The organism is Streptomyces sp. NPDC050610, assembly GCF_040654875.1.
In the GTDB taxonomy this organism is placed as follows: domain Bacteria; phylum Actinomycetota; class Actinomycetes; order Streptomycetales; family Streptomycetaceae; genus Streptomyces.
The window spans coordinates 1-17,811 of sequence record NZ_JBFAIV010000067.1 but is presented as its reverse complement, the minus strand read 5'-3'; the positions used below and the strand labels follow the sequence as shown (position 1 = coordinate 17,811).

Annotated in this window: 18 protein-coding genes and 1 pseudogene; 12 read left to right on the top strand and 7 right to left on the bottom strand. The window is 70.1% G+C overall.

Annotated elements, in window-relative coordinates:
* Positions 1–142 precede the first annotated feature (142 nt).
* Positions 143–856, bottom strand: coding sequence for a copper homeostasis protein CutC (locus tag AB0I22_RS38665; RefSeq protein ID WP_363135727.1), 714 nt, complete (start codon positions 854–856; stop codon positions 143–145).
* A 58-nt stretch (positions 857–914) separates the two neighbouring features.
* Here AB0I22_RS38665 and AB0I22_RS38660 point away from each other — a divergent pair, with 58 nt between their 5' ends.
* On the top strand, positions 915–1,595 hold the full coding sequence (locus AB0I22_RS38660; RefSeq protein ID WP_363135726.1) for a hypothetical protein: 681 nt from the start codon (positions 915–917) through the stop codon (positions 1,593–1,595).
* A gap of 123 nt (positions 1,596–1,718) precedes the next feature.
* Complete coding sequence (locus AB0I22_RS38655) at positions 1,719–3,002, top strand: Cmx/CmrA family chloramphenicol efflux MFS transporter (RefSeq protein ID WP_363135725.1); 1,284 nt, start codon at positions 1,719–1,721, stop codon at positions 3,000–3,002.
* A 142-nt stretch (positions 3,003–3,144) separates the two neighbouring features.
* Here AB0I22_RS38655 and AB0I22_RS38650 read toward each other — a convergent pair whose 3' ends face one another.
* Together AB0I22_RS38650 and AB0I22_RS38645 are read right to left on the bottom strand one after the other, a co-directional pair.
* Positions 3,145–3,432 carry a DUF4031 domain-containing protein gene (locus tag AB0I22_RS38650; RefSeq protein WP_363135724.1) on the bottom strand — a complete coding sequence of 96 codons (288 nt, stop codon included), beginning with the start codon at positions 3,430–3,432 and terminating at the stop codon, positions 3,145–3,147.
* Positions 3,429–3,860: a hypothetical protein gene (locus AB0I22_RS38645; protein WP_363135723.1), complete on the bottom strand. Its 432-nt coding sequence runs from the start codon at positions 3,858–3,860 to the stop codon at positions 3,429–3,431. The genes AB0I22_RS38650 and AB0I22_RS38645 overlap by 4 nt, the downstream gene beginning before the upstream one ends.
* A gap of 171 nt (positions 3,861–4,031) precedes the next feature.
* Here AB0I22_RS38645 and AB0I22_RS38640 point away from each other — a divergent pair, with 171 nt between their 5' ends.
* The 4 genes and pseudogenes from AB0I22_RS38640 to AB0I22_RS38625 all read left to right on the top strand — a co-directional run.
* A complete protein-coding gene (locus AB0I22_RS38640; protein WP_363135722.1) occupies positions 4,032–4,955 on the top strand; it encodes a MurR/RpiR family transcriptional regulator in 924 nt (307 codons plus the stop codon).
* A 263-nt stretch (positions 4,956–5,218) separates the two neighbouring features.
* A complete protein-coding gene (gene murQ / locus AB0I22_RS38635; RefSeq protein WP_363135721.1) occupies positions 5,219–6,163 on the top strand; it encodes an N-acetylmuramic acid 6-phosphate etherase in 945 nt (314 codons plus the stop codon).
* A gap of 88 nt (positions 6,164–6,251) precedes the next feature.
* On the top strand, positions 6,252–7,769 hold the full coding sequence (locus tag AB0I22_RS38630) for a PTS transporter subunit EIIC (protein WP_363135720.1): 1,518 nt from the start codon (positions 6,252–6,254) through the stop codon (positions 7,767–7,769).
* Between the two features lie 186 nt (positions 7,770–7,955).
* Positions 7,956–8,087: pseudogene (locus AB0I22_RS38625) on the top strand (cold shock domain-containing protein); the annotation flags it as partial.
* Between the two features lie 106 nt (positions 8,088–8,193).
* On the opposite strand, the gene AB0I22_RS38620 reads toward AB0I22_RS38625, so the two are convergent.
* The gene (locus tag AB0I22_RS38620) at positions 8,194–10,884 is read right to left on the bottom strand and encodes an ABC transporter substrate-binding protein (RefSeq protein WP_363135719.1); all 2,691 of its coding nucleotides are present in this window, start codon (positions 10,882–10,884) and stop codon (positions 8,194–8,196) included.
* 478 nt (positions 10,885–11,362) lie between these two features.
* Between AB0I22_RS38620 and AB0I22_RS38615 the strand changes: the two genes are divergently transcribed.
* Entirely contained in the window at positions 11,363–11,944 is a 582-nt protein-coding gene (locus tag AB0I22_RS38615; protein ID WP_363135718.1) for a 1,4-alpha-glucan branching protein, read from the top strand.
* Positions 11,945–12,000: 56 nt separating this feature from the next.
* Positions 12,001–12,552: a GNAT family N-acetyltransferase gene (locus AB0I22_RS38610; protein WP_363135717.1), complete on the top strand. Its 552-nt coding sequence runs from the start codon at positions 12,001–12,003 to the stop codon at positions 12,550–12,552.
* Positions 12,553–12,577: 25 nt separating this feature from the next.
* On the opposite strand, the gene AB0I22_RS38605 is transcribed toward AB0I22_RS38610, so the two are convergent.
* Positions 12,578–14,056 carry an MFS transporter gene (locus AB0I22_RS38605; RefSeq protein ID WP_363135716.1) on the bottom strand — a complete coding sequence of 493 codons (1,479 nt, stop codon included), beginning with the start codon at positions 14,054–14,056 and terminating at the stop codon, positions 12,578–12,580.
* The gene (locus AB0I22_RS38600; protein ID WP_363135715.1) at positions 14,053–14,220 is read right to left on the bottom strand and encodes a hypothetical protein; all 168 of its coding nucleotides are present in this window, start codon (positions 14,218–14,220) and stop codon (positions 14,053–14,055) included. Before AB0I22_RS38600 ends, AB0I22_RS38605 begins: the two co-directional genes overlap by 4 nt.
* An 82-nt stretch (positions 14,221–14,302) precedes the next feature.
* Here AB0I22_RS38600 and AB0I22_RS38595 point away from each other — a divergent pair, with 82 nt between their 5' ends.
* The 4 genes from AB0I22_RS38595 to AB0I22_RS38580 all read left to right on the top strand — a co-directional run bounded on the left by AB0I22_RS38595 (position 14,303) and on the right by AB0I22_RS38580 (position 17,326).
* On the top strand, positions 14,303–14,746 hold the full coding sequence (locus AB0I22_RS38595) for a MarR family transcriptional regulator (protein ID WP_363135714.1): 444 nt from the start codon (positions 14,303–14,305) through the stop codon (positions 14,744–14,746).
* A 117-nt stretch (positions 14,747–14,863) separates the two neighbouring features.
* On the top strand, positions 14,864–15,532 hold the full coding sequence (locus AB0I22_RS38590) for a class I SAM-dependent methyltransferase (RefSeq protein ID WP_363135713.1): 669 nt from the start codon (positions 14,864–14,866) through the stop codon (positions 15,530–15,532).
* A gap of 265 nt (positions 15,533–15,797) precedes the next feature.
* A complete protein-coding gene (locus AB0I22_RS38585) occupies positions 15,798–16,691 on the top strand; it encodes a hypothetical protein (protein WP_363135712.1) in 894 nt (297 codons plus the stop codon).
* 56 nt (positions 16,692–16,747) lie between these two features.
* A complete protein-coding gene (locus tag AB0I22_RS38580; protein WP_363135711.1) occupies positions 16,748–17,326 on the top strand; it encodes a Uma2 family endonuclease in 579 nt (192 codons plus the stop codon).
* An 81-nt stretch (positions 17,327–17,407) separates the two neighbouring features.
* Here AB0I22_RS38580 and AB0I22_RS38575 read toward each other — a convergent pair whose 3' ends face one another.
* Complete coding sequence (locus AB0I22_RS38575) at positions 17,408–17,629, bottom strand: hypothetical protein (protein ID WP_363135710.1); 222 nt, start codon at positions 17,627–17,629, stop codon at positions 17,408–17,410.
* Positions 17,630–17,811: the final 182 nt, after the last annotated feature.

The window sequence follows — 17,811 nt, the reverse complement described above, 5'->3', positions numbered from 1 at the left end:
GACCCTGTCCTCATGCACCGACCTCCCACAGATCACACGAACCAGACCCCCGTTCGATCCGCAAGCTCGATGAGCGATATGAATACGGCCTCTGAGGGCACAGGAGCACCCGCACCCGCCGGGGCGGCCAAAGACAAACGCGCTAAGCGTCCACCGCGTCCAGCGCCTGCCGCCAGACCCGCACCGCCCCCGCGTCCACCGGCGCCTCCCACCCCGAAGGCCGCGACGCGGCGCCGATGTGGAAGGCGTCGACGCCGGCGGCCCGCAGCCCCGGTACGTGCGCGAGCCGCAGCCCCCCGCCCACGAGCATCTGCGGCCCGTAGCCGGGGTCGCCGGCCGACCGCCGGGCCTGTTCGGCGAGCAGTGTGTCCAGGCCGTCGCCGACGCCCGACGGGGAGCCCGCCGTGAGGTACGTGTCCAGTCCGGGCTGGTCGGCGAGTTGCTTGCGCAGCGCGTCGCGGTCGGCCGCCCGGTCCACGGCCCGGTGGAACGTCCAGCGGGCCGCAGGCCCCATGGCCTCGGTGAGGGCGTCCACGGCCGCCATGTCGGCTCGCCCGTCCGTGGTGAGGAATCCGAGTACGAACTCCTCGGCGCCCTCCTCGCGCAGCGCTCGCGCGGCGGCGCGGAGCGCGTCCAGCGCCGCCGTGTCACCGGCCGAGAAGCTGTCCGTGGCGCGCAGCATCACGCGCACCGGGATGGAGACGGCGGCGCGCACGGCGGCGAAGGTCTCGCGGGCGGGGGTCAGGCCGTCGGCAGCCATGTCTGAGACCAGTTCGAGGCGGTCAGCCCCTCCGGCCTCGGCCGCGATCGCGTCCTCCGTGCTGAGGGCGATCACCTCAAGCATTGGTCTAGACATGTAGCACAGCGTGCCACAACCGCGACCAGCAGCGAAAGCTGTACCCCACAATTGGCTTATGGCTGCCTCCACCGAGCACTCGTCCGGCCCCTCCCCCGCGCTGCTCGCGCGCTGGTCCGACCTGGTCGCGTCGGCCCGTGGCGGCGCCGAGGGGCCCGACCCCCGCCCGTACGGCGAGAACCTCCTCGCCCGCTGGGCCGAGCCCCAGCGCCGGTACCACACCACCGCCCACCTCGCCGTCGTCCTCGACCGCGTCGACGAGCTGGCCCACCACGCCGAGGACCCCGCCGCCGTAGCGCTCGCCGCCTGGTTCCACGACGCCGTGTACCGCCCCGACCGCTCCGAGAACGAGGAGCGCAGCGCCCATCTGGCCGAGCGCGCCCTCCCGGAACTGGGCTTCGGCGCGCCCCGTACGGCCGAGGTCGCCCGCCTCGTACGCCTCACCGCCACCCACGCACCGGAGGCCGACGACCGCAACGGCGCGGTGCTGTGCGACGCGGACCTCGCGGTACTGGCGGGGGCGCCGCAGGAGTACGCGGCGTACGCGGCGGCGGTGCGCGCGGAGTACGGCTTCGTCCCGGACGACGCGTTCCGCGAGGGGCGGGCGGACGTGCTCCGCCACCTGCTCGCGCTGGAGCGCCTGTTCCGTACCCCCCAGGGGTACGACCGCTGGGAGCACACGGCGCGCCGCAACATGGCCACCGAACTGGAGCTGCTGTCGGCGCATCCCAGCGCGTGACGTAAGGCACGGGAGAGTGACGCAGGGCACAGGAGACGGCCCGCGCCCCGTACGCCCCCGCAGGAATACACCGCCCCGTCGCCAACGCTGGCTTCCAATATGCCCAACGCCAGCAAGTCCCGCATGCCCGTGGCCGTATACGTGCTCGGGCTCTCCGTCTTTGCACTAGGAACCTCAGAATTCATGCTGTCGGGGCTGCTCCAGCCCCTGGCGCGCGACATGGGCGTATCGATTCCGCAGGCCGGTCTCCTGGTCTCCGCCTTCGCGGTCGGCATGGTCGTCGGCGCGCCCGTACTGGCGGCGGCGACGCTGAAACTGCCCCGCCGCACGACCCTGATAGCCCTGCTCGCCATATTCGGCCTGGGGCAGGTCGTCGGCGCGCTCTCCCCCTCGTACGCGGTCCTCTTCGTCTCACGCGTGGTGAGCGCGCTCGCCTGCGCCGGGTTCTGGGCCGTGGGCGCGGCCGTCGCCGTGTCGCTGGTACCGGTCACCGCGCGGGCGCGGGCCATGGCCGTGATGGTCGGCGGATTGTCGGTCGCGAACATCGCCGGAGTGCCGGCGGGCGCGTTCCTCGGGCAGCACGCGGGCTGGCGTTCGGCGTTCTGGGCGGTGGCCGGACTGTCGGTGATCGGGCTCGTGGGCGTGGTCGCGCTCGTACCGCGCACCAAGCCCGCCACAGGCGCCGACGCGCCCCGGCTCCGTACCGAGCTGACCATCTACCGCGACCGCCAGGTGTGGCTCGCGCTCGCGGCCACCGCCCTCAACGGCGCGGCCGTCTTCTGCCTCTTCTCCTACCTCGGCCCGCTGCTGACCGAGGCCGCCGGGCTGAAGGAGAGCCTGGTCCCGATGGTGCTGGCGCTCTTCGGCGTCGGCGCGCTGATCGGCACCGCCGTCGGCGGCCGCATCGCCGACGCGCACCTCTTCGGCACCATGTACGCGGGCATCACGGCCTCCACCGTCGTCCTCGCGATCCTGGCCCTGACGGCGCACAGCGCGCCGGCCGCCGTCGTACTGGCCCTGATGCTCGGCGTCTCCGCCTTCACGACCGCGCCCGCGCTCAACGCCCGGATGTTCAACGTCGCCTCCGCCGCGCCGACCCTGGCGGGCGCGACCACCACGGCCGCGTTCAACATCGGCAACACGGTCGGCCCCTGGCTCGGCGGCCTCGTCATCGGCGCGGGCTGGGGCTACCCGGCGGTGGCCTGGACGGGCGCGGCGCTGGCGGCGCTCGCCGTGTGCACGACGGCGGTGGCCTCGCGCCTGCACCGCGCTACGGGCACGCCGTCCCGCCTGGTGGCTTCCTCGGCGGAATCGGGGCACACGGCCGACTCGACGCGCTCCTCCGCCGAATCGGCGCACTCGCTGGAGAAGCCGGCCTGCGCGACCACTGCCCCGGCCGACTGCTGACTGCTGACGGACGGCTGCTGACGGACGGCTGCTCTCACTGCTCGCTGCTCACTGCTTACGGCTCACGCTGCTCACTGAGGCCGAGTCGAGCGGCAGGGGCGGTTCCCTTCGAAGGGGACCGCCCCTGCCCGAAGAGCCCCCGTCAAGAAGGAGTCGGCCCCGTCGAAGGGGCCCGCCCCTTGGCCCGCCGGAGCCCCGCCTCCGTGAGCCGCCGCAGCAGCTCCTTGCTGCCGACCTCCACGGCCCCCGCCCGGACCGCGTCCGCGTACCGCGTCGACGGCACGTCGTAGTGGTCCCGGTCGAAGGCGCGCGGCGGGCACCCGATGCCCGCCGCGAACGCGTGCAGCTCGTCGTACGACACGTCGCTGACCAGGTGCGACCACATCCGCCCGTGCCCCGGCCAGGTCGGCGGGTCGACGTAGACGGTCATGACAGCCCGCCGCCCGGCTCGTCGCCGGGACGGCCGCCGGGACCGTTGGGGCCGGGGCCGCCGCCGGGCCCCCGGCCCAGCCTTCCGACGGGCGCGACCACCACGCCCGCCTTGCCGCAGACCCAGTGCGGATCCGGCCCCAGCTCGGGCTCCACGTCCAGCGCGTGCGGGTTCCCGTCCCCCGCGCAGACCGGGCACAGCGGCCACCGTCCGTACCGCTCCAGCAGCGCGTCCTGTACGTCCTGGGCGACGAGCCCGGCCACGAACTCGGCGCCCTGCGGCCACTGCTCGACCCACCATCGGCGGTGCGCGACGGCGTCCTCCACGAGCGATACGACGTCGGCCTCGGCGACTTCGCCCGCCACCAGGTCGGCGAGGATGAGCGCCCGCGCCGTGTGCAATGACTGTTCGAGCTCCATACCCTCCATTGTCGCCCGACCGCCCCGCGCGGGACCGAAGCCCCGTCCGCCTCGATATCCACAGGCGTCGGAATCCCCTGGCGTCGGAATCCCCTGGTGGCCGCCACTCCCCCAGGCGTCGATATCCACAGGCATCCGCAGGGGGTTGACGCCGCCCCGTCCTGAAAATATCTTCCAAGGGTGAGCAGCAGCCTGAAAGAAACTTTCGCAGCCGGTTCCACGCCGCCGCCCCCGGCGGCCCTGGCGGCCAGGGTCCGCACGCTCGGGCCCTCCATGACCCGCTCGATGCAGCGCGTCGCCGAGGCCGTGGCCCACGACCCGGCCGGCTGCGCCGCGCTCACCGTCACCGGACTCGCGGAGCGCACGGGGACCAGCGAGGCCACGGTCGTACGGACCGCCCGCACCCTCGGCTACCCCGGCTACCGGGATCTGCGGCTCGCCCTCGCCGCCCTGGCCGCGCAGCAGGCGGCCGGGCGCGCCCCCGCCGTCACCGCCGACATCGCGGTCGACGACTCCATCACGGACGTCGTCGCCAAGCTCGCGCACGAGGAACAGCAGTGCCTCGCCGACACCGCCGCCGTGCTCGACACCACACAGCTGGAGTCCGCGATCGGCGCGCTCGTCGGGGCCCGCCGCATCGACGTGTACGGCATCGGCGCGTCCAGCCTCGTCGGCCAGGACCTCGTGCAGAAGCTGCTGCGCATCGGGCTCATCGCGCACTCCCACTCCGACCTGCATCTGGCGGTCACCAATGCCGTGCAGCTGCGCGCCGGGGACGTCGCCATCGCCATCACCCACTCCGGGCGGACGGCCGACGTCATAGAGCCGCTGCACGCCGCCTTCGACCACGGGGCCACCACGGTCGCGATCACCGGCCGCCCGGACGGGGAGATCGCGCAGTACGCGGACCACATCCTCACCACCTCCACCGCCCGCGAGAGCGAGTTGCGCCCGGCAGCCATGTCGAGCCGGACCAGTCAGCTCCTCGTCGTGGACTGCCTGTTCATAGGGGTGGCGCAGCGTACGTACGAGACGGCCGCGCCCGCCCTGTCGGCCTCGTACGAGGCGCTGGCCCACCGCCGGGACCCACGCGTCGGCCGCTGAGGCGGGGTCCGTACGACGACGGCAGACCCCGTACGCCGAGGAACACAGCGCGGGCGCTCGGACGGACGGGCGCTCGGGCGGACGGACGGCGAAGGCCCCGGTGGTTCCCCGTGCCCGCCCGGTACCCGCGCACCCTCCGCACGGCCTCCGCCCGCACGGCCTCCGCCCGTACGGCCGCCGGCCCGCGCCCCCGTACCCGCCGTACCCGAGACATCCCCCCACCGCACAAAAGATGTCACCAGCAGAGAAAGAGCCGCACTGCCATGACGCCCTCAGCCTCCACCACCGACTACTCGCGGCTGCGCGCCCAGCTCGACACGCTGGCCACCGAGGCGTTCCGCCCCGAGCTGGCCGAGATCGACCGGCTTCCCACCCTCGACATCGCGAAGATCATGAACGGCGAGGACGCCACCGTCCCCACCGCCGTCGCCGCCGAATTGCCGCGCATCGCCGCCGCCATCGACGCCACCGCCGCCCGGATGAGCCGCGGCGGCCGGCTGGTCTACGCGGGCGCGGGCACCGCGGGCCGGCTCGGCATCCTCGACGCGAGCGAGTGCCCGCCCACCTTCAACACCGAGCCGACGGAGGTCGTCGGCCTCATCGCAGGCGGCCCGTCGGCCATGGTCACGGCTGTCGAGGGGGCCGAGGACAGCAAGGAGCTGGCGGCGGCCGACCTCGACGCGCTCGGTCTGAGCGCCGAGGACACCGTCGTCGGCATCTCCGCCTCGGGCCGCACGCCGTACGCGATCGGGGCCGTCGAGCACGCCCGCGCGGCCGGGGCGCTCACCATCGGGCTGTCCTGCAACCCGGACTCGGCGCTCGCGGCCGCCGCCGAGCACGGCATCGAGGTCGTCGTCGGCCCCGAACTCCTCACCGGATCGACCCGGTTGAAGGCGGGTACGGCGCAGAAGCTCGTTCTGAACATGCTCTCGACGATCACCATGATCCGGCTCGGCAAGACGTACGGAAACCTGATGGTGGACGTGCGGGCCTCCAACGAGAAGCTGCGGGCCCGTTCGCGGCGCATCGTCGCGCTGGCGACCGGGGCCGCCGACGACGAGATCGAGGCGGCGCTGGCCGCGACCGGCGGGGAGGTGAAGAACGCGATCCTCTGCGTCCTGGGCAGCGTGGACGGCCCCACCGCCGCCCGCCTCCTCGCCGAATCCGGCGGCCATCTGCGTGCGGCGCTGCACGCGTCGATGGCCTGACGGCTCCCGGGCCCGGCTTCCCGGGCCCCGAAACCCGGCCCCGCGAGTCCATCGCGCGGGCCCCGCACCAGAACAAGGCACCCGCACCATGGCAACAGACGACAAGAACCGCGCCACCGCCGCCGCGATCCTCCCGCTCGTCGGCGGCGCCGGGAACATCGACACCATCGCCCACTGCATGACCCGCCTCCGCCTCTCGCTCCGGGACCGTTCCCTGGTGCGGGAGGAGGAGTTGAAAGCGCTGCCCGCCGTGCTGGGGGTGGTGGACGACGACACGTACCAGATCGTGCTCGGGCCGGGTCCGGTCGCGAGGGTCACGCCGGAGTTCGAGGCGCTGGTGGCGGAGGAACGGGCGGCGGAACGTACGGCCGCGCCGACGCCCGCCGCTGTACCGGACGAAGGCCCCGCCGCCCCCGCGTCCTCCGCGAACCCCACGACCGCCGACGAACTGGCGGCCCAGGGCGCGGCGATCAAGGACCGGCAGAAGGCGCGTAACGCGACGCCGGTCAAGCTCTTCCTCCGCCGGATCGCGAACATCTTCGTGCCGCTGATCCCGGCGCTCATCGGCTGCGGCATCGTCGCGGGCATCAACGGCCTGCTGGCCAACCTGGGCTGGCTGCCCGGAATCGTCCCGGCGCTCACGGCCATCGCGTCCGGCTTCATGTCGCTGATCGCGGTGTTCGTCGGCTACAACACGGCGAAGGAGTTCGGCGGCACACCCATTCTCGGCGGCGCGGTGGCGGCGATCGTCGTCTTCGCGGGCGTACAGAACGTCAGCGCCTTCGGCCAGAAGCTCGCGCCGGGCCAGGGCGGCGTGCTGGGCGCGCTGGGCGCGGCGCTGCTCGCCGTGTACGTGGAGAGGCTGTGCCGAAAGTGGGTGCCGGAGTCCCTGGACGTCCTGGTCACCCCCACCCTCACCGTGCTGGTCTCCGGGCTGGTCACCCTCTTCGGCCTGATGTTCGTCGCGGGCGAGGTCTCGACCGCGATCGGCGACTTCGCCAACTGGCTGCTGGCCAACGGCGGCGCGGGCGCGGGCTTCGTACTCGGCGGCCTCTTCCTCCCGCTGGTGATGCTCGGCCTGCACCAGGCCCTGATCCCCATCCACACCACCCTCATCGAGCAGCAGGGCTTCACGGTCCTGCTGCCGATCCTCGCCATGGCGGGCGCGGGCCAGGTCGGCGCGGCCGTCGCGGTCTATCTGCGGCTGCCGCGCAACGACTCGATCCGCAAGACCATCAAGTCGGCGCTCCCGGCCGGTTTCCTGGGCGTGGGCGAGCCCCTCATCTACGGCGTGTCGCTTCCGCTGGGCCGCCCGTTCATCACGGCGTGCATCGGCGGCGCGTTCGGCGGCGGCTTCGTCGGCCTCTTCAACCAGCTCGGCGACGCGGTCGGCTCCACCGCCATCGGCCCCTCCGGCTGGGCCCTCTTCCCCCTCCTCAAGGGCGATCACGGCCTGGGGACGACGGTCGCGATCTACGCGGCGGGGCTGGTGGCCGGGTATGTCGTGGGGTTCGTGGCCACGTACTTCTTCGGCTTCAGCAAGCAGATGCTCATCGAGCTGAACGAGCCGCCGAGCGAGGCATCGGCGCAGCACTCACACGGTTGACATCACGCGTAGCGATACTCAACCAGGAAAGTCATAGATCAAGATCAACTCTCCCTGTATGGACGATTCCCCATGCCATGAACTCGCTCCACCCAGCGCAACCGGGTGTCGTGGCCCGTGTCCTGATGTGTGCGCCTGTCCTCGCACTCGGCACTGCGGTAAGCATCTCTCTGCCGGCCGACGCCGATGCCAGACAGCCTGCCTGCCTGCCTGCCTGCCGTCAGCTCATCGCAAGACCTGTGCGCCGTAGTCGACTTCGACACGGTGAAGTGGTTCAACGATGAGAAGGGATACGGCTTCATCGCACCGGAGGACGGCCCTGCCCGAGGGGCAGCGCGGAGAATTCCAGCGCTACTGGGGCCGTCCACCCCGGCGGGCCGCGTCGCCGCTGGTCGTCAAGGTGCTCATGGGCAGCAACGCTCCATCAAGAACCGCAGGCCGCGTCTTGGCTCGCGTATGTCTGTCCCATCGCGTAGGCGCCGCATGCGAGCACAGCGCGCGGCCCCTTGTGGGACGCCCGCAATATCACCAGCGTCTTCTGGTAGGGCGGGTCACCACTGTCCTGGAACTTGCTATACCCAGTTGCCCCCTCGAATTCCACGCTCCTGAACGCGCTGCGCATTCCAGCGGTCGTCAGATTGTCACTGTCGTGCGCGATCTCGGCCGCCCGCGCCAGCGCGTGCAGCGCGTCGTAGGCGACCGCCGAGTGGCCGTCCTGTCGCCACGGGTCAGCGTGCTTCACAAACGCGTCGTAGTCACGTGCGTAGTTCTTTGCCACCTTGGTGGCTCGGGGGTCGTCCTTCGGGAGACTGTGCGCGGAGTAATACAGCCTCAGCCACTGCTTGCCGTTGAAGGCACCGTTGGTTGCCAGATTGGTCAGTTCGTTCCCTCCCAGCACGGCCACCCCATTGCGGGTGCAGGTGGTCCGTTCATCCATGGCATCCAGAAAGGCGCTGAAGTCACCTGCTCGCGTGGCCCAATACACAATCGAGTGCGGGTATGCCTTGAGACGGTCGCATACGCTGTCGGCGAGACGGCTCGCACTGTCCAAGTCAACGTTCGCTTCCGAATCGGTAGCAGAACCATTCTGGTCGAAGTTGATCGTGTAGCGTGAAGCGCTTGACGTGAGGGATTCGAATTGATCTTGGAATTTTTTCGCCAGGCTCTTGCTGTACAGATCCGCTGCCTTCTCGACCACGATCGCGTGATCGGCCGCAGTGCACCCGCCCACACTTTCTCCACGCGGCACGATACGAAATGTGTGTACGAACTTCGCCGCGATACGGGCCTCGGTCGAGTTCTTCGGGGTCAGAGGCCAGTAGGCACCCCCGAACGCGCCCCCCATTTCATCTGCGGTCGCTGTGGTTCCCACCACGGGAATGTGCGCCCGCCCGAGCACCTGGAGTGCCTTCTTGGTCTCCTCCCGGCTCTGCGCCAGCCCTATCACCCCAATAATCGTCCTGAATTCCTCACCCTTCGGTTGATTTTTGATGTCGCTGACCAACCCCCGCGCCATGTTCTCGGCATTTTCGAAGAAATTTCCCACACTACGTTCTTCGACGATCAGGGGAATCAGGTTCCGATTGGTCCGCGCTCCGTCATTCAGCTTTTTCTGGTACAGCGCGATGCCGCGCAGTTCAGGGATCGAGCCGTCGAATTGTGCATCGGTCTCGTTCGCGGGCTCGCTCGACCCCATGTGCACCACAGTTCGAACCGGCCGCGTCTCGGCGAACTTTTTGGCCCGCTCATTTTCCCGCTCGATCGCTTTCTGGACGGCATCCCAGTCCTGGTGGTCGACCATAGGAGGGACGGCTGCGCCAGGACCGGCGATGGCCTCGTTGCCGTCAGTACAAGGCGACGCCGCGTCCAGGCCGAACAACGGACTCGCGGCGATGCCCAGCAGCATGGTGCAGAGCAGACCCAGGACTGTCATGAGCGCTGTCTGGACACGCCAGTCGATTCGGTATCGCTTGGGGTCCACACGCTGCACGGGAAATCCGCCCGGCGTGAAGGAATTCTCTGGCAGCAGTGTCGACACCATTGCCCCGGTGGGCTGGCGCAACGAAAGCCCCGCTTGGGTGAGGCTGCACTCCTGGGGGTTCAGTTCGGCGAGGAACGCCGGTGACAGTTGCCCTACTACGATGACGAGCGGGCCGAGAGACCGGCCGGCACTCCGCGCCTCGCCGAAGGAGCGCAGGAATCGCTCAGCCATCCGGCTTCCTTCCGTGCCGGGCGGGGGCAGCGCCACCAGCACAGTCGGCCGAGCAGTGCGTCGCCTCCGCTTGGGAAGCAAGCGGCCGACAGCGGGCCTGCTCAAATCCGTCAGCAGGGCCTGCACGAGCACTTTCTCCAGGAATTCCAACGCATCCTGGTGCTGGGGATCTCCCACCGGCAGGGCCAGGCGCTCCTTCTGCACACTGGCGACATCGCTCAGCGCCTCGAACAGCCCCTCGCGGCTCCTGCTGAGGTTCAGCTCGGTACCGAGCCAGCCACGCATGAGCCTGCGGGTCTTCCGTCGCGCCCACAGCCATCGCGGCAGAGTCCGCAAGAGGGGTTGGAGCACGGACTCCAGCAGCCAACCCGTAAGCCCTCCCGGCACGGGGGGCGCTTGCCTTCCGCCGAGCACCCATAACGCCTTGAGCAAGCCGCCGTTTTCGATGTGCTCGCTGTAAGCGTGGTCGCGTAGCGGCTTCGCCGCGTTGGGATCGTCTTCCCCTTCTGGCGGATTACGAAGGCGCTTGACGAAAGCTCTCAGAATTTCGAAGTCCGAGAACTGGTTTGGCGTCATGTTCCGAGGCGCTTCCGATGCCAGTCCATCGCCCACGGCCTCAGCCAGTAGCGGCGGCTGCTCCCTCCTGTAAAGCTCCAGCTCTACCGAAATATACGGAACAAGTTTTCGGTCCTTATGGATGCCACCGACCAATGACGTGACGACCCGTTCCACTCGGTCGGTGTAGCCCGCACCTTCACCCGGGATGCCCAGCAGAATCAACGGCGGCGTGTGCCGTAGATACTCGCGCTCACCCGGCGCCACGGCGGCACGGAATTCATTGATAAAGTCTCTATATCCAGTGGCGCCAGGAAACCAATTCGATGAATCCGAAGATGCGGACACGCCATCATCCCCTCAGGCTCGTCGCGGAACCCGAAGTCTTCGCCCCTGCCATCGGCTTGGTCAATACATACATGCACACCGGATGCCAAGAAATTCCGGCCTCGCCTGACGCTTCCGTCGCCAGTTCGAAATATACTCGAAATTCGATTCATGCATCGTCGCCCATCCGGCAGGGCAGAATTATGCACACGCCGCAGGTGGCCGTCGAGAGCTTTGGCGGCAGAGCCGGGCTCGCACTCTGGTCGACCACCCCGCCCCTTGTGGCGATTGAAGTGGGATAACCGCACGCCAAAACGTTTATCCTGGGGGCGGAATTGGGCGGCTTCCCGCCCCTGTTGCACCGTGAACTTCCCTCGGAGGCCCGAGGTAGGCTCCTTGCGCGGCTGCGCCCCAGAAGCGACATCGCTTCCCTTCCGCGGCCGACTTCGCCAACCGGTCCGTTGCAGGACTGCCCGGACCTTCGTGTGAGGAAGCTCGTATGGCAACCGTGTACCGCACCACCATGAAGCCCAACAAGCTGGAACTGCTCACCGACTGGCTGCCACGCCAGAGCTGGTACGCGGGCGGCGCGGCAACGCCCGCTCTGGCCGGGGTCGGTGGCTTCCGGCTGGACGATCCGGAGGGCGCGGTCGGGATCGAGTTCATGGTCGCGCTGGACACCGCCGGGCAGGAGCCGGTGGCGTACCTGGTGCCGATGAGCTACCGCGACGCGGCGCTGGAGGGCGCCCCCGACGAGGCGCTGATCGGCACCTCCGAGCACGGAGTGCTCGGCACCCGGTGGATCTACGACGGCGTCCACGACCCCGTGCTGATGGGCCAGTTGTACGCGCTCCTGCGCGGCGAGTCCGCACCGCAGCAGCAGAGCGTGAGCGACGCCCCCGACCCGACCGTCACCGTGCACGGGACCGCCCCGGACGCCGGGCCCGACGTCCGGATCAACCGCGTCCTGCGAGCGGCGGAGGAAGCACCGCACCCGTCCGAATGCTCGGTGGTCGCCGGGTGGACCTGGCCGGACGGAACGGCCGTACGGGGAGTGTTCGCGACCGTCGCGCCGCGTTAGCGGGGCACGCCCCGGACTGATTGCGGATCGGCACTCCGCGAACAATCATGACCGCCATGGCGCGACCGAGGCAGCTCATCGAGTGCGGGGACTTCGTCCTCCGACGCTGGCGGGGGCAGGAGGACTTCGCCCCCGCCTTCACGTTGATCGAGGAGTCCCTGGAGCATCTGCTTCCCTGGGAGCCATGGGCCGCCGGTCACAGCGAGGAGAGCACCCGGACCCTCCTCGCGAACTCCGAGTCGAAGTGGGCCACCGGCGAGGTCTTCAACTACGCCATCACCCAAGACGGCGTTCCCATCGGCATGTGCCAGAGCTACCGCGCGCCCGAGCCCCGGGGCCGCTGCCTGGGCTACTGGCTGCACCCCGCCGCCACCGGCCGGGGCATCGCCACAAGAGCGGCGGCGGCGCTGGTCGCCGAGATGTTCACCTTGCCGGACGTGGAGTACCTGGAGATCACGCACGACTCGGCCAACGTCTCCAGCGCCGCCATACCGCGCCGCCTGGGCTTCACCGAACTCCACAGCGAACCCGCACCGGCACCCGTGGCCCCCGCCGGCAGCGGACTCAACGTGACCTGGCGGCTGTACCACCCGACGCGCCCCGCGTAACACGCCGCCGGAACCCGCCAGTTCCCTACGGGCCCGTAACACGATCACCCTGGCCCTGGTTCTCGCCCTGGCCCTGGTCCTCGCCCTGGTCCTCGCCCCGGCCCTGATCCTGGTCGGCTGTGGACCCGGTGGATCGGGCGGGCAGGAACCAGGCGAGGGCGGCGGCGGTGACGCAGAAGCCGGCGGAGATCCACAGCACCATGGTGAAGCCGCCCACCGTCGGTCGGCCGTCGCCGCTGACGTGGGCGGCCAGGACGGTGGCGGCGAGCGCGCTGCCCAGGGAGAAGCCGGTGAAGCGGACCACCTGGTAGAAGCCCATGGCGCTGCCTGTCTCCCGGGCGGGGATCGCCCGCACGATCACGCCGGGAATCGCGGCGAAGGTGATGCCCAGCCCCACTCCCAGGACGCCCGTCATGACGAAGGCCTGCCACAGGGCGTCATGGAAGACGGCGAAGAATCCGCAGCCCAGCGCGGCTACGAGGCAGCCCAGCGTCAGTACCGCCCGGATGCCTACGCGTTTCACCAAGGTCGGCAGGGTGCGGGAGCTGATCAGCATGAAGAAGGACAGGGGGATGAGGACGAGGCCGGCCACGACGGCCGACGCGGAGAACCCGAATCCGCCCGAGCGCGGGGATTGCACGAACTCCGTCGCCCCCGAAAGCACCATGTACATCGCGACGCCGAGCACCATGGCGCAGGCATCGGCGGAGAGCACGGAGGGATGGCGCAGCAGACGCAGCTGAACCAGCGGGTTCCCGGCACGCAGTTGCTGCACGGCCCACACCGCGAAGAACACTGCCCCGGCGGCCAACAGGCCGATGATCGCAGGCGAACCCCAACCCCACCGCGTCCCCTCCGCCACTGCCACCAGTGTGGTGACCAGCGCCAACGCGAGCAGCACGGCGCCGACGTAGTCGAGCCGTTCAGGTGCGCTGCGCCCCGCGCTCGACGGTACGACGGCGGCGACGCAGATCAACGCGAGGCCGGACACGATCGCGCCGAACCAGTACGCGCCCGCCAGCCCCCACGCCTCGGCGAGCAACCCGCTGATCGGGTAACCGGCGCCGAGGCCGGCCCCCGCCGATACCGACAGCAGCGCGATCATCGGCGCGACCTTGGCCTGCGGCAGTTCGTCCCGAGCGGTGGCCATCGCCAGCGGCACCAGCCCGAGCCCGGCGCCTTGCAGTCCGCGGCCGACGAGCAACGTCCCCAAGTCGCCTGCCGACGCGGCCACGACACCGCCCGCCGTGACCACGGCCAGGCCGCCGAGCAGCGTCACCCGCCGTCGCGGGCCGTCGCCGAGCCGCCCCAGGACCGGGGAACTCGCCGCGCCGACCAGCAGTGCCACGGTCAGCGACCACTGTGCCGTGCTCAACGACTCATGAAATTCACGAGCGACAGTGGGGATCAGCGGAGCGCCGAACGAGCTGATGATGCTGGAGACCAGCGTGGCCAACACCAGCACCGGCCCGATCAGCGCGCTGCGGCGCCTCTCGGCCCTCACCGCGCCCCCTCGGCCCGCCGCGCGCCGTTCAGTCGCTCGACAACCTCGCCCGCGCCGCCCGGTGTCGCGAGCTCGGTGTCCACCGGTGTCGCGAGCTCGGCGTCCACCGCGATGCCGTCCGGCTGACCGATGATCCGCCCCGACAGCACATGACCCATGACCATGAGACCCCCTAGGAAAAATGCGTGCGACTCACACGCAAAGACCCTACGCCCATTCCGTGCGATTCGCACGTATGATTGCCGGATGGCACGTACGGATCTGGCACGGGACCTTGAGCAAGCGCTGGGACAGCTGCTGCTGCGACGCAACCGGAGCGCGCTCTACAACGCGGCCCTCGAATCGGCGCCGCCGGGCGTCGACCGCCAGACCTACCCGGTGCTCAGCGGGCTGGACCGGCTCGGACCGCAATCGGCGGCGCGACTGGCCGACGAGGTCGGGATCGACCGCTCCGGGGCAAGCCGCTACGCCGACCGGCTCGAAGCCGCGGGCCTGCTCGAACGCAGCCCCGACCCCCGCGACCGCCGGGCCACGCTGCTCACGCTGACACCCCAAGGCCGCGCCGCGGTCGCCGGGCTCCGCGACAGCCTGGCCCGCCACCTCGCGGGCCGGATCGCGGACTGGCCCGACGGCCAGGCTCAGGCACTGATCGATGGCATCCGACTGCTCACCGACACACCCCCGGACTGACCCCTCAACGGTCGACACCCCGACGGCCCCCGAGCCGAAGCCCGCCCCAAACAACGGCAGTTGCCAAGCAATCCCGTACCCCAAAAGCACTTTGACAACAACCGATACCGTCAGCCGATGTGCGCACACCCGATCGACCGTCCAGCAGATCTCGACACGGTCCGTGAGTCCTATGACCGAGTAGCCGACAATTACGCCCACATGGTGGCGACGACGGGAATGGGCGACATCCGCCGCCACCCCTGGCTCAAGGCGTCGATCGACGCGTTCGCGGATACGGTGAACGGGCTCGGCCCCGTCCTCGACGTCGGCTGCGGGCCCGGAACGGTGACCGCCTACCTCGCGGAACGCGGAATCGACGTGTCCGGGGTGGACCTCTCTCCTCGCATGATCGAGAACGCGCGCCGACTGCACCCGGAATGCCGCTTCAGCGTCTCCTCCGCCACCGACCTCGACCTCGCGGAAGCGTCGCTCGGCGGCGTGCTCGGCTGGTGGTCTCTGTTCAACCTCCCCCGCGACGTCCTCCCCCAGGTGCTCGCCATGTTCGCGCGCGCACTGAAACCGGGCGGCCACTTCATCACCGGAACGCACGTCGGCGACGAGGACGCGGTACGCACCGAGGCATACGGAGGAGTGCCCGTTCGCTGGACCACGCACAAATGGCGGCCGGAACAGTTCGTGGAACTGATCGAGCGGGCCGGTCTGCGCCCGGTGGCCGAACTCCGGCTTCCCGCGAATGAAAACAGCGGGCCGAGCGTGGTCATCATGGCCGAACGCGCCGCCTGAATACGCCCCGCCTGAATACGTCCGGAAAGAGCGCCTCGCGCCCCGGAGCTCAAGCCCCGCAGTCCGGGCGCTCTTTCCAAGGAATGGCTGGGAGGACTTACCCACCCCCCTCCCAACTCCCGCGCGCGGCAGCCGGGATGACTTAACGCGACCGACTTGCCACGGCACGTAATGACGGTTTAGCGTTCGCGACAACAAACGACCCCGGCCGGTGCTACCAACACACGTCCGGGGTCTGACCACCAAGATCGAAAGAGCGATCTCTATGGCTACCGAAGACTTTAACGCTGCCCCCTCCCCGGCCGCACACCCCATGGCGAGTACCGGCTACGGCAAGCGCAGCGCGCCGTCCCAACTCCCCCGCAAAGCCCACGATTTCGCGCACCTCCCGCGTCGCGAGGCATCCGTGGCGGCGTACCTGGACCGGCTGCCGGACGGCGCGGACATCTCCGTGAAGACCCTCGCCAAAGTGCTGCCGGACTACGGGCAGTGCGCCCTGCGCACGGCGCTGCGCCGCCTGTCGGAGGCCGGTCACCTGCGCCGCGTCGCCGAACACCACTGGGGCGAGGACGGCAGCCCGCGCTGGGTGACGCGCACGTACTTCTCCCGTACGGCACGGGACGACGCGTGGTGGATGGCGTTCCGCGCCGGGAACGTACCCGACGCGCAGCAGCCGCCCCGGACCGAACCCGAACGAGCTACCCGCTCCCAGGCGTACGACCAGCTGGCCGCCCTCGGCCGCGCCGAACCCCGCCTGACGCTCTCCGCCGACGACTGCGCGTCCCTGGAGGCGCTGGCGGCCGAGTGGTTCGCGCGCGGCGCGACGCCCGCCCAGTTCCTGCACGCCCTCGCCGACGGGCTGCCGTCCAACGTCCGGCACGCGTACGGCTTCACCCGCGCCCGCCTCATCGCGAAGATGCCGCCCCCGCCGCCATGGGAGCCGGACGGTACGCGCCCCGCACCCCTGCGCGTCCTCGAATGCACCGTCTGCCGCGCTCCCGGCCGCCCCGAGGCCCTGCCCGGCGGCATCTGCGCCCCCTGCCGGGGCGAGACCCCGCCGGACCGCCACCCGCCCGCCCTCCCACCCGCATACGTACACGCGCGCGCCGACGAGGCCCGTGCCGCCGCCATCCGCCCACCAGAGAGGAACCACGCATGACCACATCGCCCGTCCGTACCCGCAGCAGGGCACGATGTAGGGAAGGAGGCGACACCATGACCCCCAGCACCGCCGACCAGCCCCAGATGGCAGTCGAGGACTTCGAGCAGATCTCCCACGCAGCCCCCGAAACAGTGACGCTCGAATTCATCGACGGAAAGCTTGAGGTCAAGCCGGTGCCCGACGGCGACCACGGAACCATCTTCATGTGGCTGCTGCGGCAGTGCATGCAGCACCGACCGGAGCTGGATCTGTACCCCGAGCAAGGGCTGCGAGTCGAGACGTACCGCAAGGGCCGCGCCCGCCCGGACGGCGCGCTCGCGCCTCGTCGGCACTTCGCGGGCCAGGGCGAGTGGGCCGAGCCCGACGGCGTCCTGATGACCGTCGAGGTGACCTCCCACGACGCCGACACCGACAAGCGGGACCGCCACGAGAAGCGGTTCGCCTACGCGGACGCCGGCATCCCCGTCTACCTGCTCATCGACCGCGAGACCTGCTCCCTCACCGTGTACAGCGAGTTGGAGAACGGCCAGTACCGGAAGCACCCGTCGTACGACTACGGCGCCACGGTCGAGCTGCCCGCCCCCGTAGGCATCACCCTCGACACCGAGGAACTCAAGGAGTACGCCCGCTGATCCGCGTACGTCCGTATCCGTATCCGTAGCGGGCGCTGCGTCCGCGCGCGCCTCGACGCCGCGTGTCCGCAGCGCCCGCCCTCACCGCTGCGCCTTGGCCTTCTGCACCCGCTCGGCCGCCCAGCCCGCCAGCACACCGCCGGCGGCCGTGACGGCGAGGTAGCCGATCAGGTGGGCCGCGAAGCCGCCGGGGACCCAGCCGAGCAGGCCGGGCTTGTCCTGGTCGATCAGCAGCCGGATGACCCCCTGACCGCCCAGGGCGACCAGGACCATCCCCAGCACCTGCCACAGCACGTACTTCATTCGCTCGTTCCTCCCCGTCGTGCACCGTTCGTCGTACACCGTTCCTCTTATTGATACGATCGAACCATAACAGTGCGCAACCCCGCTACTAGGGCCTGTATTGAGTTGTGGTCACTGAGTGGTTTGGGTGAGGTCTTTGATCCAGATCATGGAGGCGCGGAGGTGGAGTCCGGCGAGGTAGC

What these genes read in the sequence shown, in the direction of transcription:
- AB0I22_RS38665 (WP_363135727.1), bottom strand. Translation starts at nt 856, where the DNA reads ATGTCTAGACCAATGCTTGAGGTGATCGCCCTCAGCACGGAGGACGCG.
- AB0I22_RS38660 (WP_363135726.1), top strand. Translation starts at nt 915, where the DNA reads ATGGCTGCCTCCACCGAGCACTCGTCCGGCCCCTCCCCCGCGCTGCTC.
- AB0I22_RS38655 (WP_363135725.1), top strand. Translation starts at nt 1,719, where the DNA reads ATGCCCGTGGCCGTATACGTGCTCGGGCTCTCCGTCTTTGCACTAGGA.
- AB0I22_RS38650 (WP_363135724.1), bottom strand. Translation starts at nt 3,432, where the DNA reads ATGACCGTCTACGTCGACCCGCCGACCTGGCCGGGGCACGGGCGGATG.
- AB0I22_RS38645 (WP_363135723.1), bottom strand. Translation starts at nt 3,860, where the DNA reads ATGGAGGGTATGGAGCTCGAACAGTCATTGCACACGGCGCGGGCGCTC.
- murQ (WP_363135721.1), top strand. Translation starts at nt 5,219, where the DNA reads ATGACGCCCTCAGCCTCCACCACCGACTACTCGCGGCTGCGCGCCCAG.
- AB0I22_RS38630 (WP_363135720.1), top strand. Translation starts at nt 6,252, where the DNA reads ATGGCAACAGACGACAAGAACCGCGCCACCGCCGCCGCGATCCTCCCG.
- AB0I22_RS38615 (WP_363135718.1), top strand. Translation starts at nt 11,363, where the DNA reads ATGGCAACCGTGTACCGCACCACCATGAAGCCCAACAAGCTGGAACTG.
- AB0I22_RS38610 (WP_363135717.1), top strand. Translation starts at nt 12,001, where the DNA reads ATGGCGCGACCGAGGCAGCTCATCGAGTGCGGGGACTTCGTCCTCCGA.
- AB0I22_RS38600 (WP_363135715.1), bottom strand. Translation starts at nt 14,220, where the DNA reads ATGGTCATGGGTCATGTGCTGTCGGGGCGGATCATCGGTCAGCCGGAC.
- AB0I22_RS38595 (WP_363135714.1), top strand. Translation starts at nt 14,303, where the DNA reads ATGGCACGTACGGATCTGGCACGGGACCTTGAGCAAGCGCTGGGACAG.
- AB0I22_RS38590 (WP_363135713.1), top strand. Translation starts at nt 14,864, where the DNA reads ATGTGCGCACACCCGATCGACCGTCCAGCAGATCTCGACACGGTCCGT.
- AB0I22_RS38585 (WP_363135712.1), top strand. Translation starts at nt 15,798, where the DNA reads ATGGCTACCGAAGACTTTAACGCTGCCCCCTCCCCGGCCGCACACCCC.
- AB0I22_RS38580 (WP_363135711.1), top strand. Translation starts at nt 16,748, where the DNA reads ATGACCCCCAGCACCGCCGACCAGCCCCAGATGGCAGTCGAGGACTTC.
- AB0I22_RS38575 (WP_363135710.1), bottom strand. Translation starts at nt 17,629, where the DNA reads ATGAAGTACGTGCTGTGGCAGGTGCTGGGGATGGTCCTGGTCGCCCTG.